The following is a 15,464-nucleotide window of genomic DNA, read 5'->3' as shown; positions in this document are numbered from 1 at the left end:
GAAATAAAAACTAGTACAGTGAAAATTAAAGAAGGGATAATAATAAATAATTATTTCATATGTGAAATAAAGGGGAGTTATATATGGAGTTAAAGTCAATGATACGTATTTTGGCAATTGTAGCTTTTTTTGTTGGATTAGATTCATTATTAGTGGCACCTTTATTACCAGTAATTACAGAAACAATTAGTATCCCTGATGGGAGTGGAGGGTTATTAATTACTATTTATGCACTTTGTTAAGGAATAACTGCACCCGTATTTGGAATGATGTCTGATAGAGTTGGAAGGAAACGTATGATCATAATAGGGTTTATTATTTTTTCTATTTCTACATTTTGTACGGGATTAGCGAAGAATTTTGAAATTCTTTTATTATTTCGCGGTCTAACAGGTTTATCTGGTGCAATGATTATGCCAAGTATTTTTGCATTAGTAGGAGATAAAGTTACATATGAGTCAAGAGGAAAAGCGATGGGAACAATTATGGGAGCAATGATAGGTTCAACAGTCATTGGAGTACCTATAGGCGCATTTTTATCTGAAATAGGAAATTGGCAATGGACATTTTATAGTATAGGACTTTTAACTTTATTTCTGACATTACTAATTAATCACATATTAAGAAATGAAAAAGAGAGAGAGGATGTACATGTTTCTTTAACGGAAACGGTGGATGCACCATTGAAAATGACTGTAGTAAATATATCAGTTTTATTTGCATTATTAGCAACGTTTCTATGGACAATTGGATTACATGGCATGTTTTCATACATAGGTGTTTATTATGAGAATAATTTTGGAATTTCTGTTGGTAAAATAGGTATAGTAATTTTTTTGGCAGGAGTTGGTAGTGTAGCTGGTAATATTTTAGGTGGAAAATTAGCTGATAAAATAGGAAAGAAGAGTGTTATAGTCATTGCGAGCATTGTATCCTCAATTAGTGTAATGTTATTCTCGCTTTCCACAGAAAATCTAGTAATTGCAATTATTGTACATATTATTTGGAGTTTATTTATTGGATTTGGACAAGCATCATTAACGGCACTAATTTCAGAATTAAAACCAGCTGTGCGAGGGACTGTAATGGCATTAAATAGCTCTGCCATGTATATTGGGATGACTATTGCTTCTGGCGTAGCGTCACTTGCCATAAGTAATGGATTTCCGTTTTTTTCTTTAGGAACAATCTGTGCAATTGCTAGTTTACTTGTCCTTCCAATCATATTTGTTCTAGTTAAAGAAAAAACATCACCTAATAAAAAGAAGATGACTATATAAGTGGTAGTAAAGAAAACGTGGGTTGATATTCTTTAAAGGATTTCAACTCATGTTTTCTTTCATATTATTTTATACTTTCATAACCTTTAATAGTGAAAGAAACGACTGTACTACAGGGGAAATCCATCTAGATTTATGATAGATTACATGGCTTTGAATAACTGTTGGAGTTTCAATAGGCTGAAAACAGAGTTGCTCTTTTTGACAACTTTCTTGTACAACGATGTAAGGAAGAATTGAAATTCCTAATTCACACATGACGGATTGTTTAATGACTTCAACGTTGGAAGTTTCAAATGTTTTAGCTGGAATATTCCCGCTTTGACGTAAAAAACGATCTACCATCGGTCTATAGCCGCAGCTTTGTTCCGTAAAGATAAACTGGGTATCGTTTAGTAAATAAAATGGATTAGAGTGTGTACAGTAATGGGGTGGTAAAATCCATCCAAATGTTTCATTACTAAAAGTACACGTAATAAAATCATTATGTTCTATACTTTCTCCAATTATGAAGACAACGTCTGTTTCTCCTTCATGTAATTTTTGTAATGCTTGTTCATTTGTGTTTGTTTCAAGTACGATATTTACTTTCGGATTTTTCTGTTTGTAAGTACGTAATAATTGTGGTAAACGATATACTGCTAATGATTCGTTTGATGTAATACTCAATGTACCTTCTAATTGATCGGTATTTTGAGGGATTTCTTGCGCTTTTTCATAAATTGCAAGTAATTCTAAAGCATAAGGATGAAATTGATGACCTGCTTTTGTAAGAAGTACTTTTTTTCCTAACCGATCGAAAAGAGGAATATGTAAATCGTTCTCTAATGCTTTCATATGCGCTGTAACTGTAGATTGCACATAACCTAATGCATGAGCAGCTTTAGAAAAACCACCATACTTAACAATCGCACAAAATGTTTTAACGTGTCTCATTTCCATAAACAATCCCTCTTTTATTATCATGATTTGTGAATGATTATATCACGTATTTCAATTTTCCAAATGATTAAATTCCTTATAAAATGAAATTGTAGAAATATTTATTCATTTAACATTGGAGGAGAAAAGATGAGTGAAAAGGGCTATCATGTAGCTGTTGTTGGGGCTACGGGTGCAGTAGGTCAGAAAATTATTGAACTGTTAGAAAAAGAAACAAAGTTTAATATAACTGAAGTTACGTTACTTTCGTCAAAAAGATCGGCTGGTAAGACAGTACAATTTAAAGGGCGAGAGATCATTATACAAGAAGCAAAAATAAATAGCTTTGAAGGGGTAGATATTGCCTTTTTTAGCGCTGGAGGAGAAGTTTCTAGACAATTTGTAAATCAAGCTGTCTCTAGCGGTGCCATCGTAATTGACAACACAAGTGAATATCGAATGGCACGTGATGTACCTCTTGTTGTTCCGGAAGTAAATGCGCACACTTTAAAGGAACATAAAGGGATAATAGCAGTTCCGAATTGTTCAGCATTACAGATGGTAACAGCTCTTCAGCCAATACGAAAAGTATTCGGATTAGAACGAATTATCGTTTCCACTTATCAGGCTGTATCGGGTTCTGGTATTCATGCAATTCAAGAATTAAAAGAACAGGCTAAGTCAATACTTGCAGGTGAAGAAGTGGAGAGTACTATATTACCAGCGAAAAAAGATAAAAAACATTATCCAATTGCATTTAATGTACTTCCTCAAGTAGATATATTCACGGATAATGATTTCACCTTTGAAGAAGTAAAGATGATACAAGAAACGAAGAAAATTTTAGAAGACCCAAACTTGAAAATGGCAGCTACTTGTGTGCGTGTTCCAGTTATATCAGGTCACTCAGAATCGGTTTATATAGAGCTTGAAAAAGAAGCAACTGTTGCAGAAATTAAAGAAGTATTGTTTGATGCACCAGGTGTTATTTTGCAGGATAACCCTAGTGAACAGCTGTATCCAATGCCATTATACGCAGAAGGGAAAATAGATACATTTGTCGGTAGAATTAGAAAAGATCCTGATACACCAAACGGATTCCATCTTTGGATCGTTTCCGATAATTTATTAAAAGGTGCGGCGTGGAACTCGGTGCAAATTGCAGAAACGATGGTGGAAGAGGGAATCATTTAGTATGAAGGAAACTAGGGAACTGTTAAAGATTACAGTTTCCTAGTTTTTATTTTATAACTGTTCGCTTTATTCCAGCCGTATTTGATTTGAAAGACAGTAAAAAACATCAAGAATGAATACAATTTATTTGGTACGATATGGATAAATTCAATAAGGGGGAATTAGATGTATCAAGTAAAGGGGTATTTTTCATCGCTAAAAGGAAGTCATTATGAAATCGGTAAGCAACAAGGGGAATTTGTAAAACAACATCCTTACCTTATTCCGCAATTTATACAGAAAGAAAATTTAATATCGCATCAGCATTGGACAGAATCTAGGAACATATTACATAATTATTGTCCAGGAATTAATGAAGAGATTGAAGGGTTTTGTGAAGTATTAAAAATTTCATCTGAAAATATGATGTATTATTATCAAACACTATTAAAAGCAGGTTGTAGCCATTGTGCTGTTTTACCTAAAAAGACAGATTTAAAGCATACTTATGTATTAAGAAACTATGATTTGTCACCAGTAATAGATGATATGCGTTTTTGTTCGACTCATGTTGAAGGTGCATATGCACATAGTGGCTTTTCTACTCAATATTTTGGCCGAACGGAAGGAGTTAACGAGCATGGATTATCTGTTACATTTTCAGCATGTGGTCAACCGGTTGGAAATATTGCGGGTTTAAGAAAGCCAGCGGTAAGTGGTTTACAATGTTTTGCGGTCATTAGAGTATTATTGGAGAAATGCAAAAATGTGCAGGAGGCTAAGTCACTAATAGAAGAAATACCAATTGCTAGTAATATGAATCTAATAGTAGCCGACCCTGTAGATGCAGTATGTATTGAAATATTTGATGGATATAAATCAATAATCACAATTGTTGAGGAAAGCCAAGATTTTATCGTATCAACAAACCACGCAATTAGTTTACCTATTCAAAAACTGAATAGTAGAAGATTAGAACAATCTACAAACCGATATCACACATTGTATGAACATTTAAATCGAAATGAACAAATGAGTATAGAGTCTTTAAAAGGATTAGTACAAAAAGAATATCCTGCCGGGCTGACGGTGCATAATTATGAAGAATGGTTTGGAACTTTACATTCCGTATTATTTGATTTGCATGAATGCACAATGAATATTTGTTTCGGGTCTCCACTTTTAAATGACTGGTACTCGTTGGAGGTTGGAGGGAGTCTTCCTTTTTCTGAGGTGAATGTGAACTTTGAAAATAAAACTTATACTGATTTTTGGAGAGAAGAGAATAATAAATTGATTCCAAAAGGGTAAATGGGGTAATATGGTAGCACCGAAGGAGGTTATTTATACTGGAGGGATTACCGATGCTAAACATTTTATTAATGTTTGTTTTTATCATTTTTTTAGCCGTTTCCATGTATATTGCGTATCAAAAAAGAAAAAAAGCAGAAATAAAAGGATTGAAGAGTGCATTAACTTCAATTTGTTTCTTTTCACTTGCAATTTTTAATTTGTTCGCATATTGGTTTCAGTTCGGCGGTATGTTGACAGTGCTATTTTCAATCGTATTATTGTTAGTTGGGGCTTATTTTACAAAATATATTCCAATTTCCAAAAAGGTACACTAAAATTTATAGTTAATACTTTATTTCATTATGAAAAGAGATTATTCTACTAGGTCGTTATGAAATGACTTCATAGGATAATCTCTTTTGTTCGTTTAATTTTGTAAAGAATGTACGGTTAGTTTCAATTGTTTAATAAATTCTCGAGTTGCAGCACACATATATTTATCTTTTCTATAAATAAGCCCTATTTCTATTATTGGAGTAGGATTTTCTATTTTAATAGCTTGAATGTTTTTATTTTGTAAAAAGTCTATATACGGTTTTGGTAAAACTGTAATCCCCATGCCTTTTGAAACCATTTGGATTAAAGATTCCATTGTACTAATTTCTAAAATTGGTTTTGGTTTAAAGTTGAATTTTTGACAATGGGATGTAATTAATTCGGTTAAAAAGAAATTTTTAGGTAAAAGAATTAAAGGGTAATTCTGCAATTCAGCAATAGATACATGATTATGTTCAGCTAATTGATGACCAGTTGGTACGACTATTATAAGTTCACTTTTGTAGAGAGGGATAGAAATAATTTCTTTATCGTGCACTGGTAGAAATGTAATGCCAATATTTAGTTCGTTTTGTAATAATTTTTCACGAATATCTCCTGTGCGAAGTCCTAATACAGAAAGTTCTATATTGGGATATAAATTATTAAAATTTAAAATAGCTGGTGGTAGTAAGTAATTTACGACGGTTAATAATGATCCAATTGTTAAGGAACCTTGTTGTAATCCGTTTAAATCTTGAATAGCAGAACGGGCTTGTTCAACTTCATGAAAAATTGTTTTACTATGTAATAATAAAATCCTCCCAGCTTCGGTTAAAGATATTTTTTTACCAATTCGATCGAAAAGGGGCATTCCAACTTCATGCTCTAATGCACGTATTTGTTGACTTAGTGAAGGCTGTGAAATATTTAATTTCTCAGCTGCTTTTGTGAAATGTAATTCTTTTGAAACAGCTAAAAAGTATTCAAGTTGTCGTAATTCGATTGGAATCACCTCAAGTATAATAATAGGATATACCTATCATTATTATATAAATAATTGAATTGAACAATGATTTTAGAGGTTTTATAATCATCTTTATATAACAGAGAGGGTTATAAAAATTAACCGAGAGAAAATACATGTAACACCTTTAAAGGAGGCAATAGAATGGCTAATGAATATCAATTATTATCTTTAAATATAGGATTACCAAAAGAGGTTACATACGGCGGAAAAGTAATTCATACAGGCATAAATAAGAAACAAGTAAAGGAACCGGTATATTTATCTTTTGTAAAATTTAATGGGGATGGACAAGCTGACTTAGTTCATCATGGAGGAGTAGATAAAGCAGTTTGTGTTTATACTGGTGATCACTATCCATACTGGGAAAAAGAGTTGAATCAAGATCTTGTATATGGGGCTTTCGGAGAAAATATAACAGTTAGTGATATGCGCGAAGAGGATGTTTGTATTGGTGATACATTTCAAATTGGAGAAGCAGTTGTACAAGTAACGCAGCCAAGGCAACCTTGTTTTAAATTAGCTAAGAAATACAATATCCCGAAGTTACCACTATATTTTCAAGAAACAGGATATACAGGGTTTTATTTTCGCGTATTAAAAGAAGGATGGGTATCATCAGTCGATACTTTAAAAAGACTACAGTCTGATCCAAAGGGTGTTTCAGTAGCGTTTGCTAACCGTATCATGCACAAGGAAAAGCAAAATATTGAAGGGATAAAAAGGATATTAGAAGTAAATGCACTTTCAAGTAGTTGGAGAAAGTCTTTTGAAAAGCGTATAAGTGGAGAAGAAATTAATACGAAGGAAAGACTTGAAGGGATAAAAGAATAAAAATCTTTTATTATAAATAGTGTATTTCTATTATTAAAAACGAATTAGAAAGCGCTATTTTTATATAATAAACTCATTAATATCCAAAAATCCTAATATTGTTTTATTCGACTTGTTTTCGAATAGTCGAAACATAAAATTAATTAGACTTTTTTTTTATATTTTATGATAGTATATTGATTGGTAAGACCTATTACTTTAAGAGCAGGTTCTACAACTATATCTAATTTGATGGAATTAACATATGGAGGGACAACATGGGGAATGTTGAAAGTTTTGAAAAACTTCTTTTAGAAGAACCGAAAAGAGAGCAGTTATTTCCTTTATTTGAAGAAGTGTTTGGGATTCCAAGTCAAACATTGCATGATTTTTCAGAGAGAGGTTATTGGGATGATACATATAAAGCTTTATCATTTTTACAAGAAGATAAAGCGATTGCAAACGTTGCGGTATTCTCGTTACCATTGCTAGTGAATGGTGAAAGAATAAATGCAGCAGGCATTCAATCGGTAATGACACACCCTAATTTTCGAAGACAAGGACTCATGACGCAATTAATGAGTAAAATGATAGAAGAAATCGATAAGAAATGTGAATGCACATTATTGTTTACGGAAAAACCTGAACTATATACATCATATGGTTTTAAAGTTGTGCAGGAGTATTTGATGACTATTCCATATGATAAAAAGAATAATAATGATTCCTTACTTAGAGAGCTAGATTATTATATGGAAGAGGATAGAAAATTAATACATGAAACTATAGATAGTAGCCAAAGACTTTCAAATAATTTTTCAACATTAAACTTCCATCCTTCGTTTTATTTGAATATGTACAATTCGGAATGGAATGAGAAATTGTATTATTCAGAGAAACTAGATGCTCTAATTGTGTATGAAGTAGATAATGAAAAGTTGAAATTATATGGAGTGTTTGCACCAGTAATTCCAGTTTTAGATGAAATATGTGGGGAGATCGCTGAAAGATTTACAGAAATCGAATTTTACTTCTCTCCAGATCAATTAGGGGTTGAGGATGTACAGTTTACAGAATTACAATCAAGTAAGTATTTAATGGTTCGAAGTAATAGAGAGTTGGATTTGAAAGGTTATAAATTCCCAGTATTAGTAGAATTTTAAATGTGTATATAGATGCTTTATTAAGGAGGAACTATGAAAATATCACATATACCAGAACATATTGAGCAACTTACTATAATGAATGTACCTGAATATTATAAGCTTAATAACAATCATGCGCTTATTGTCCGCTCGAAAGCCGAAACAGATTTTTGGCTTAAAACACATTATGGATTCGAAGTAATGAATGGTCATGTATTTTATACAGAGACGATGACAGACTTTCAAGCTGAAGTTCAATTGCGTATGAATCCAAATTCAAAATTCGATCAAGCTGGTCTTTTTGTTATGGTTTCGGAAAAGTGTTGGCTGAAAACTTCATTAGAATATATTCCAGATGGTCCATCTCATTTAGGAGCTGTCGTAACGAATAATGGATATTCCGATTGGTCCACGCAAGACTTTCCGACAGAATTAGCTAACGAGCAACTGCGTTTTCGAATTGTTCGTGAACGTGGTGATTATACAATATATGTGAAGAAGATCCACCAATGGGAACAAATAAGAATCGCTCATTTGATGGAGGATATAGGAAATAAGCCTATTAAAATAGGTTTTTACACGTGTAGTCCGTCTAAAAATAATGGATTTGAGACTGAGTTTTTAGAGTTTACAACTGAAAAAATATAGATGAAAAACCGTATTCTTTTCATTAGGAATGCGGTTTTTATATGTATATAATAAAAAGCACATTTATTGACCGTAAAGTCATTAATGCTTATCATTTAATAATGTTAAATATTAATTTACATAATATAATAGGAATAAGAAAGAAATTACAAACTACAGCGCTTAAATAAGGAGGGATATGAGTTATTAGGGGGTAATTTCATGGGAAAAGGAGATTATGTATGAAATCATTTCGTAAATTATTACAGTATTTAAAACCATACATGTTCTTCGCTATTATTGGACCACTATTTATGGTACTTGAGGTTGCGATGGACTTAATTCAACCGACTATTATGCAACATATTATTGATGTTGGGATAGCAAATCGGGATATGAATTATGTAATAAAAATGGGACTTCTTATGATAGGAGCTGCAGCACTCGGTTTAGTTGGAGGGCTTGGGTGTATGATGTATTCTACAAAAGCAGCTGTTAATTTCGCTACTGACATACGAAAAAATGTGTTTACGAAAATAGAAACATTTTCTAGTGAAAATCGTGATTCGTTTGGAACTGGAAAGTTATTAACGATAGTGACAAATGATATTACATCTATTCAATCGGCGATGACGATGACATTACGTGTTCTCGTTCGTGGTCCTTTGTTATTTATCGGAAGTATCATAATTGTTTTTGTGACAGCACGCGAGTTATTTCCTATATTACTCGTAGTCGTTCCAATTTTATTACTTGCCATTATATTCATTGCGAGTAAAGCGAGCGGGACGTTCAAAAAGGTGCAAGAAGCATTAGATAAAGTGAATACAAAGTTACAAGAAAATTTATCTGGAGTACGTGTTATTAAAGCGTATGTAAGACAAAAATATGAAATTAATCAGTTTGGAAATGTTAATACAAATTTAACGAAGATAAATATTCGAGCGGTGCAGCTTATTTCCTTAATAATGCCAATCATAATGTTAGTTGTAAGCGGAGGGATTGTCGCAACATTATGGATTGGTGGAGAAAAAGTATTTAACGGGACTCTTCAAGTAGGAGCTATATTAGCGTTTATAAATTATTTGAATATCATTTTAATGTCACTTATGTCTATCAGTATGGTATTTATGCAAATCGCGCGAGCATTTCCGTCTGCGGATCGAGTACAGCAAGTTTTAAATACTGAGGTTGATATTACGAGCGAAACAAATGCGCTTGTACCTAAGGAAATTGAGGGGAATATTGATTTTAAAAATGTTAGTTATAGTTATACGAAAAATAATGAATATGTTTTAAAAGATATTTCATTTCGCATATGTAAAGGTGAAAAAGTAGGGGTTATCGGTTCTACAGGAAGTGGTAAATCTACTTTAGCAAAATTGTTACCACGCTTATACGATGTTGATCAAGGTGAAATATGTATTGATGGAATAAATGTTAAGGCATACGATTTACAAAAACTTCGTGGTTCAATCGGGTTTGTACCTCAAAAGGCATTGTTGTTTTCAGGTAGTATAGAAGAGAATTTACGTTATGGAAAAGAAGATGCAACGAAGGAAGAGCTGGAAGTGGCGGCTTCATCAGCTTGTGCGACTGAGTTTATTAACAAACTGGAAGATTCTTATCAATATCATGTAACACAAGGTGCGACGAATTTATCAGGTGGACAAAAACAACGTGTATCCATTGCAAGGGCGCTTGTGAGAAAGCCATCTATTCTTGTATTAGATGATTCTACATCAGCAGTTGATGCTAAATCAGAATCTAACATTCAATCAGCATTAAGGAGAGAATATAAAGGAACAACAACATTATTAATTGCTTCTAAAATCTCATCAATAATAGATGCTGATAAAATTCTCGTGTTAGATAATGGTGAATTAGTTGGTGATGGTACACATAAAGAACTGTTAGAACAATGCGAGGTTTATCAAGAAATCTATCTTTCCCAAGGTGGCAATTTGTATAAGGAAGGTGGGAAAGAACATGCGTAATTTTCAAGGGCAATTTGCTAATAAAGGTGGACGTAACGCGCCTAAGTTAGGGAAAGCTAAAAATACGACAGGAACTGTAATGCGAGTATGGAACTATATGGGGTATCAAAAAGTTGCTCTTACGTTCGTTATATTTTTAGTATTTGCTACAACGTTACTTGGATTATTAGGTCCTTATTTAATGGGAGTAATTATAGATCAATATATTGTACCGAAAGATTTAAATGGCACAGCAAGAATGTGCATGTTACTTATCGCAATTTATGGTATTACAGTGTTTTTAACTTGGTTACAAACATTTGTCATGGTTAACGTTGCATTAAAAACGATACAAAAAATAAGACAAGATATTTTTGAGAAAATCCAAACGCTTTCTTTACGGTTCTTTGATGTACGTTCTCAAGGGGATTTAATGAGTCGTGTAACAAATGATATAGATAATTTGAATCAAGCGTTGACACAAAGTGTTGTACAAATTATTTCATCAGCGCTAACTTTTATAGGTGTGACGATTGCGATGTTCGCATTAGATTGGATTTTAGCGATTGTTACTTTAATTACAGTACCTATTATGTTTTTCGTTACAAAAAAACTAGTTGCTTATAGTGGTAAAAACTTTGCAAAGCGTCAAAAAGATTTAGGAGAATTAAATGGATTTATTGAGGAAGCTATAACAGGTGCGGATGTTACAACGTTATATGGGAAAGAAAAAGAAACCGTACAAAATTTCAATAAAATTAATGAACAGCTAAGAGTTTCTGCAACGAAGGCGGATACATTTTCAGCTTTTATTTTTCCGAGTATGAACTTTATTAACAACTTAGGTATGGGACTTGTAATTGGGACTGGGTCAGTAATGGCTTTAAATGGAATGACAACAGTAGGTGTCATTGCAGCTTTTATTAATTATTCTCGTCAATTCTCAAGACCACTCAGTCAATTCGCAACTTTAATGAATACGATTCAAGCGGCAGTGGCTGGTGGGGAACGTGTCTTTGAAATTATGGATGAAGTACCGGAAATCAAAAATAAAAAAGATGCATTCGTTGTACAAAATTTACAAGGACATGTTGCACTCGAGAATGTTTCATTTGGGTATGAGGAAAATAAAACGATTTTAAAAGAAGTGAGTCTTAAAGCGCGGCCAGGGGAGACAATTGCTTTAGTAGGTCCAACTGGATCGGGCAAAACAACAATCATTAATTTGCTAACGCGCTTTTACGATATACAGCAAGGACAAATTCATATTGATGGAAAAAACATAAAAGAATATGATATGAATTCGTTGCGAAGTAAAATAGGAGTAGTTTTACAAGATACGTATTTATTTGCTGGGACGATTATGGATAATATACGTTATGGGCGATTAGATGCGAGTGATGAAGAAGTAATCAATGCAGCTAAGGCAGCATCTGCACATTCTTTTATAAAACATTTACCGAATCAATATGAAACAAAAATAGCTTCAGAAGGATCGAATTTAAGTCAAGGGCAGAAACAACTTCTTGCGATTGCAAGGGCAATTTTAGCAGATGCAGATATATTAATTCTCGACGAAGCAACATCTAATATTGATACGAGAACAGAATTACAAATACAAGAAGGACTAAACAATTTAATGAGAGGTCGAACAAGTTTCGTAATCGCTCATCGACTGAAAACGATTGAAAAAGCAGATCAAATCCTTGTTATAAAAGATGGAAGTATTTTGGAAAAAGGGAACCATGAATCTCTCATGGAAGATAGAGGATTTTACTTTGATCTGTATACGAGTCAGTTTAAAATTTAAGAAGAATTTTTGATAGGGTGCGGTTTCTCTAGAAAGGAGAAACCGCATTTTTATATTTATAAAGATAATTAGAAATATAGACTTGAAATTTTTTAGATACACGAATTGTTAGCAAATACTAGAAACTTCAGTGCCAGACGGGAACAATAATTTACGAGGTATTGTAATAATCTCAAGAGCCATCTGGGCTGAATGGAGAAGTATTGGAGTTAACTCTAAAGCGTGTGTTAATAATAATATAAAGCTTGTTAGAATTGCAAAGCTTCCCCAAAAGAAACTTTTTGAAGTGTTACGGAAATCTTTTATTAAGGAAAAGAAAGAAAAAAATGCTGTAACAACAAGAATTAAAAATTTATACTTATCAGCCATTAAACCCCTCCTAAAGAACAATAACTTATATTATAGCGTATTTTTCTGTATTATTATAAAGAGATTTTAAAATGAATGATAAAAAGTAGAGGCCGCAACTTAAAGGAATGACGGATTACCTTGAGCGTAGAGGCTGGTGGTATGAAGTTAAGTAAAGATTTTATTTTAGTGAAACAGAAAAATCACTCGGCCTCAAAAAGAGGATACTTTTATTGAGTAATCCTCTTTTTTAATAAAGGAAATTTAATTGGTTATAATGGAAAGCGCACTGAAAACTAATAAAACGGCCATAATGATGTTAAATGATTTAGTATGCTTCAACAAAAGTTTTTGAAACATGGAACCGAATAATGTCCAACTAAATGTGCTCATTAATCCAACTACACCTAGAAATAATGAAAAAAGTAGATAACTTGAATATGAATTGTAGTAAGGAAGAATAAAAGTTGATACTACAGTTAGTCCGAATAGTATTCCTTTAGGGTTAATAAACTGAAGGAAAATCCCAACTGTAAATAAATTTTTATTATATTTTTCATTGGGATTTATGCTAGTTTTACTTGTGAGTATTTTAAGAGCTAAATATAGCATATATGCTACACCTAAGATTTTTAAAGGGAATTCGATTATAGGTAGGATTTTAATTAATACAATATTAAAGAAACTACATAAGGAAGTGAGGATGAAAAAACCGAAAGCTACTCCGAAGCAAAATTGCATACTCCTTTTTAAACCATGTTGATTAGCGTATGTCATAGCTAAAAAATTGTTGGGTCCGGGTGTGAAGCTACTTATAAAAACAAATAACAAAAAAGAAAATATAGGCATTTCAAAACCCCCTAAGTATTTTGTATGTTATAATGACTGAAAAGAACTATATAACGTGTGCTTTTTATTATACATAACGGTCGTTATATTGTATATAGTGTAGGGGTGTTTCTTATGGAAGAAATTCAACTTATTCTGGCGAAAAATTTAAAAACAATTCGAGAAAAAGAAAAATTAAGTTTAGAAAAGGTTTCCCAATTAACAGGTGTGAGTAAAACGATGATTGGACAAATTGAACGTGGAGAGTCAAGTCCAACATTAACAACGATATGGAAAATTGCGAATGGTTTGAAAGTGTCTTTTACTTCTTTAATCAATAATCCGCAACCGGATACGAAAGTTGTTTTACGAAATGATGTTCAAGTATTATCAGAAGACAATGGAAGATATAAAGTGTATCCTTCTTTTCCTTTCCAAGATGATAGGAACTTTGAAATCTATACGGTTGAAATTGAAACAGAAGGAAAGTTAAATTCGGAAGGTCATAAAGAAGGGACTGAAGAATTTATAACGGTGTTTGAAGGGGAATTGACAATTGAAATAAATGATTGTCAGTATAAATTAAATAGCGGGGATTCAATTCGCTTTAAGGCGGATAGACCGCATTCCTATCGTAATTTTGGAAGAACGCAAACCCGGTTAAATATGACTATTTATTATTCAACTTCATAAATTTACAGCTACCTTGAAAAACAAAGAAAGGCGTAATGATAAAACCATCTATAAGAGATGGTTTTTATTTTTTATAATCCACAAAAAAAGACACTCATTTGAGTGTCAACATAGTGTTGCTCTCGCGTATAGGATTGGGGTATGTTTCTCAAATATGTTTTGAGATGGTTCGCATTTGAGAAACTATCTTCATGTTCAATGTAACATTAGCAGTGAGGAGTGTAAATTGATAATGTATATACGGAAAATTTAGTATAGATACTTTGTACTATGAATATAGTACAAAGTATTTCTTATTGCATAATCACTTACGTGAAGTTATTAAAATATAAACTAAAGGAATGACCTAGTAGTTACTATTTTAGCATTTAAGAATGATTATTATAAAAAGAATGAATCATTTTTTAATCGATTCGTATAATTGTTAAAGAGGCGCCTGTTGAACCACCTCCAACTAAATTAACTATGGATAATACGCCGAATAGTTGAAGTGAAATTGTATTACCAGCAGTTAAATTGATTATTAAATTATTATTATAATTTGAAGTTGATAATGCGGGAGAAAAAATAGATCCGGAAAGTGGAGTCGAAGAGTTTAATAGTAGCGATTTAGTATTTTGGAATGGAACTATCATTTTGTTATATTAATACTACTAGTTATAGTAACGGTAAAAAGTTTACTTTATGTAAAATCATTTGAGTATGAAAAAGTAGTTATGGAATTTTTCTAAAATGATAGAGGTTTTATTTTGTTAATTAGTAAACAAAATGTGAAATGAGGTAGAAAATTGAACAGCGATGAAAAATTATCTTTGAATAAAGGTATGGTAAGACCAGAAAATATTGGACCTACTTTTCCGGTTCTTCCGCCAATTTATATTCCAACAGGGTCAACGGGAGCAACGGGAGCAACAGGATCAACAGGGTCAACGGGAGCAACAGGGTCAACGGGAGCAACGGGAGCAACAGGAGTAATGGGAGCAACAGGAGTAACGGGAGCAACAGGAGCAACGGGAACAACGGGAGCAACAGGAGCAACAGGAGTAACGGGAGCAACAGGAGTAACGGGAGCAACAGGAGCAACGGGAACAACAGGATCAGCGGGAACAACGGGAGCAACAGGGTCAACAGGAGCAACGGGAGCAACAGGAACAACAGGAGCAACAGGAGCAACAGGAGCAACAGGAACAACAGGAGCAACAGGAGCAACAGGAA

14 protein-coding genes and 3 pseudogenes are annotated in these 15,464 nt (G+C 32.9%); 12 read left to right on the top strand and 5 right to left on the bottom strand.

Features of this window, described 5'->3' with window-relative positions; genetic code table 11:
• Positions 1 to 83 precede the first annotated feature (83 nt).
• Positions 84 to 1,280: pseudogene (locus tag BAQ46_RS17040) on the top strand (MFS transporter).
• Between the two features lie 69 nt (positions 1,281 to 1,349).
• Here BAQ46_RS17040 and BAQ46_RS17035 read toward each other — a convergent pair.
• The gene (locus BAQ46_RS17035; protein ID WP_000425885.1) at positions 1,350 to 2,222 is read right to left on the bottom strand and encodes a LysR family transcriptional regulator; all 873 of its coding nucleotides are present in this window, start codon (positions 2,220 to 2,222) and stop codon (positions 1,350 to 1,352) included.
• A 129-nt stretch (positions 2,223 to 2,351) separates the two neighbouring features.
• On the opposite strand from BAQ46_RS17035, the gene BAQ46_RS17030 reads away from it, so the two are divergent.
• The 3 genes from BAQ46_RS17030 to BAQ46_RS17020 all read left to right on the top strand — a co-directional run bounded on the left by BAQ46_RS17030 (position 2,352) and on the right by BAQ46_RS17020 (position 5,002).
• Positions 2,352 to 3,395: an aspartate-semialdehyde dehydrogenase gene (locus BAQ46_RS17030; RefSeq protein WP_001290626.1), complete on the top strand. Its 1,044-nt coding sequence runs from the start codon at positions 2,352 to 2,354 to the stop codon at positions 3,393 to 3,395.
• Between the two features lie 165 nt (positions 3,396 to 3,560).
• Positions 3,561 to 4,685 carry a C45 family autoproteolytic acyltransferase/hydrolase gene (locus BAQ46_RS17025; RefSeq protein ID WP_071742211.1) on the top strand — a complete coding sequence of 375 codons (1,125 nt, stop codon included), beginning with the start codon at positions 3,561 to 3,563 and terminating at the stop codon, positions 4,683 to 4,685.
• Positions 4,686 to 4,738: 53 nt separating this feature from the next.
• Positions 4,739 to 5,002, top strand: coding sequence for a hypothetical protein (locus BAQ46_RS17020; RefSeq protein ID WP_000932117.1), 264 nt, complete (start codon positions 4,739 to 4,741; stop codon positions 5,000 to 5,002).
• 92 nt (positions 5,003 to 5,094) lie between these two features.
• Here the strand turns inward: BAQ46_RS17020 and BAQ46_RS17015 are convergent, their stop codons facing one another.
• Positions 5,095 to 5,997 carry a LysR family transcriptional regulator gene (locus BAQ46_RS17015; RefSeq protein ID WP_000612252.1) on the bottom strand — a complete coding sequence of 301 codons (903 nt, stop codon included), beginning with the start codon at positions 5,995 to 5,997 and terminating at the stop codon, positions 5,095 to 5,097.
• Positions 5,998 to 6,153: 156 nt separating this feature from the next.
• Between BAQ46_RS17015 and BAQ46_RS17010 the strand changes: the two genes are divergently transcribed.
• From BAQ46_RS17010 to BAQ46_RS16990, 5 genes are all read left to right on the top strand, one after another.
• Positions 6,154 to 6,843, top strand: coding sequence for an MOSC domain-containing protein (locus BAQ46_RS17010; RefSeq protein ID WP_001262994.1), 690 nt, complete (start codon positions 6,154 to 6,156; stop codon positions 6,841 to 6,843).
• A 257-nt stretch (positions 6,844 to 7,100) separates the two neighbouring features.
• Positions 7,101 to 7,985 (top strand): GNAT family N-acetyltransferase, encoded by an 885-nt coding sequence (locus tag BAQ46_RS17005; protein ID WP_000528697.1) that lies wholly within the window; start codon positions 7,101 to 7,103, stop codon positions 7,983 to 7,985.
• Between the two features lie 33 nt (positions 7,986 to 8,018).
• Positions 8,019 to 8,615 carry a DUF1349 domain-containing protein gene (locus BAQ46_RS17000; RefSeq protein ID WP_071742210.1) on the top strand — a complete coding sequence of 199 codons (597 nt, stop codon included), beginning with the start codon at positions 8,019 to 8,021 and terminating at the stop codon, positions 8,613 to 8,615.
• A gap of 221 nt (positions 8,616 to 8,836) precedes the next feature.
• Positions 8,837 to 10,591 carry an ABC transporter ATP-binding protein gene (locus BAQ46_RS16995; RefSeq protein WP_071742209.1) on the top strand — a complete coding sequence of 585 codons (1,755 nt, stop codon included), beginning with the start codon at positions 8,837 to 8,839 and terminating at the stop codon, positions 10,589 to 10,591.
• Positions 10,584 to 12,380, top strand: a complete 1,797-nt coding sequence (locus BAQ46_RS16990; protein WP_071742208.1) for an ABC transporter ATP-binding protein — start codon at positions 10,584 to 10,586, stop codon at positions 12,378 to 12,380. Before BAQ46_RS16995 ends, BAQ46_RS16990 begins: the two co-directional genes overlap by 8 nt.
• Positions 12,381 to 12,488: 108 nt before the next feature.
• On the opposite strand, the gene BAQ46_RS16985 is transcribed toward BAQ46_RS16990, so the two are convergent.
• On the bottom strand, positions 12,489 to 12,749 hold the full coding sequence (locus BAQ46_RS16985) for a hypothetical protein (RefSeq protein ID WP_046197421.1): 261 nt from the start codon (positions 12,747 to 12,749) through the stop codon (positions 12,489 to 12,491).
• Positions 12,750 to 12,844: 95 nt separating this feature from the next.
• On the opposite strand from BAQ46_RS16985, the pseudogene BAQ46_RS31700 reads away from it, so the two are divergent.
• Positions 12,845 to 12,904 (top strand): annotated as a pseudogene (locus tag BAQ46_RS31700) (N-acetylmuramoyl-L-alanine amidase C-terminal domain-containing protein); the annotation flags it as partial.
• Between the two features lie 88 nt (positions 12,905 to 12,992).
• On the opposite strand, the gene BAQ46_RS16980 reads toward BAQ46_RS31700, so the two are convergent.
• On the bottom strand, positions 12,993 to 13,577 hold the full coding sequence (locus BAQ46_RS16980; RefSeq protein WP_071742207.1) for a LysE family translocator: 585 nt from the start codon (positions 13,575 to 13,577) through the stop codon (positions 12,993 to 12,995).
• Between the two features lie 57 nt (positions 13,578 to 13,634).
• Between BAQ46_RS16980 and BAQ46_RS16975 the strand changes: the two genes are divergently transcribed.
• Positions 13,635 to 14,249 carry a helix-turn-helix domain-containing protein gene (locus tag BAQ46_RS16975; RefSeq protein ID WP_116777243.1) on the top strand — a complete coding sequence of 205 codons (615 nt, stop codon included), beginning with the start codon at positions 13,635 to 13,637 and terminating at the stop codon, positions 14,247 to 14,249.
• A gap of 404 nt (positions 14,250 to 14,653) precedes the next feature.
• On the opposite strand, the pseudogene BAQ46_RS16970 reads toward BAQ46_RS16975, so the two are convergent.
• A pseudogene (locus tag BAQ46_RS16970) lies at positions 14,654 to 14,854 on the bottom strand (BclA C-terminal domain-containing protein); the annotation flags it as partial.
• A 183-nt stretch (positions 14,855 to 15,037) separates the two neighbouring features.
• Here BAQ46_RS16970 and BAQ46_RS16965 point away from each other — a divergent pair.
• Positions 15,038 to 15,464, top strand: a 427-nt coding sequence (locus BAQ46_RS16965) for an exosporium leader peptide-containing protein (protein WP_116777242.1), incomplete at its 3' end; no start/stop codon positions are given.

The organism is Bacillus paranthracis (assembly GCF_001883995.1).
Classification (GTDB): Bacteria; Bacillota; Bacilli; order Bacillales; family Bacillaceae_G; genus Bacillus_A; species Bacillus_A paranthracis.
Note: the sequence above shows the minus strand (reverse complement) of the source record. Positions and strands in the feature narration are given on the sequence as shown.

Coding starts and splice junctions, on each gene's coding strand:
- BAQ46_RS16995 (WP_071742209.1), top strand. CDS start 8,837: ATGAAATCATTTCGTAAATTATTACAGTATTTAAAACCATACATGTTC.
- BAQ46_RS17000 (WP_071742210.1), top strand. CDS start 8,019: ATGAAAATATCACATATACCAGAACATATTGAGCAACTTACTATAATG.
- BAQ46_RS17025 (WP_071742211.1), top strand. CDS start 3,561: ATGTATCAAGTAAAGGGGTATTTTTCATCGCTAAAAGGAAGTCATTAT.
- BAQ46_RS17020 (WP_000932117.1), top strand. CDS start 4,739: ATGCTAAACATTTTATTAATGTTTGTTTTTATCATTTTTTTAGCCGTT.
- BAQ46_RS17030 (WP_001290626.1), top strand. CDS start 2,352: ATGAGTGAAAAGGGCTATCATGTAGCTGTTGTTGGGGCTACGGGTGCA.
- BAQ46_RS17005 (WP_000528697.1), top strand. CDS start 7,101: ATGGGGAATGTTGAAAGTTTTGAAAAACTTCTTTTAGAAGAACCGAAA.
- BAQ46_RS16985 (WP_046197421.1), bottom strand. CDS start 12,749: ATGGCTGATAAGTATAAATTTTTAATTCTTGTTGTTACAGCATTTTTT.
- BAQ46_RS17035 (WP_000425885.1), bottom strand. CDS start 2,222: ATGGAAATGAGACACGTTAAAACATTTTGTGCGATTGTTAAGTATGGT.
- BAQ46_RS16990 (WP_071742208.1), top strand. CDS start 10,584: ATGCGTAATTTTCAAGGGCAATTTGCTAATAAAGGTGGACGTAACGCG.
- BAQ46_RS16980 (WP_071742207.1), bottom strand. CDS start 13,577: ATGCCTATATTTTCTTTTTTGTTATTTGTTTTTATAAGTAGCTTCACA.
- BAQ46_RS17010 (WP_001262994.1), top strand. CDS start 6,154: ATGGCTAATGAATATCAATTATTATCTTTAAATATAGGATTACCAAAA.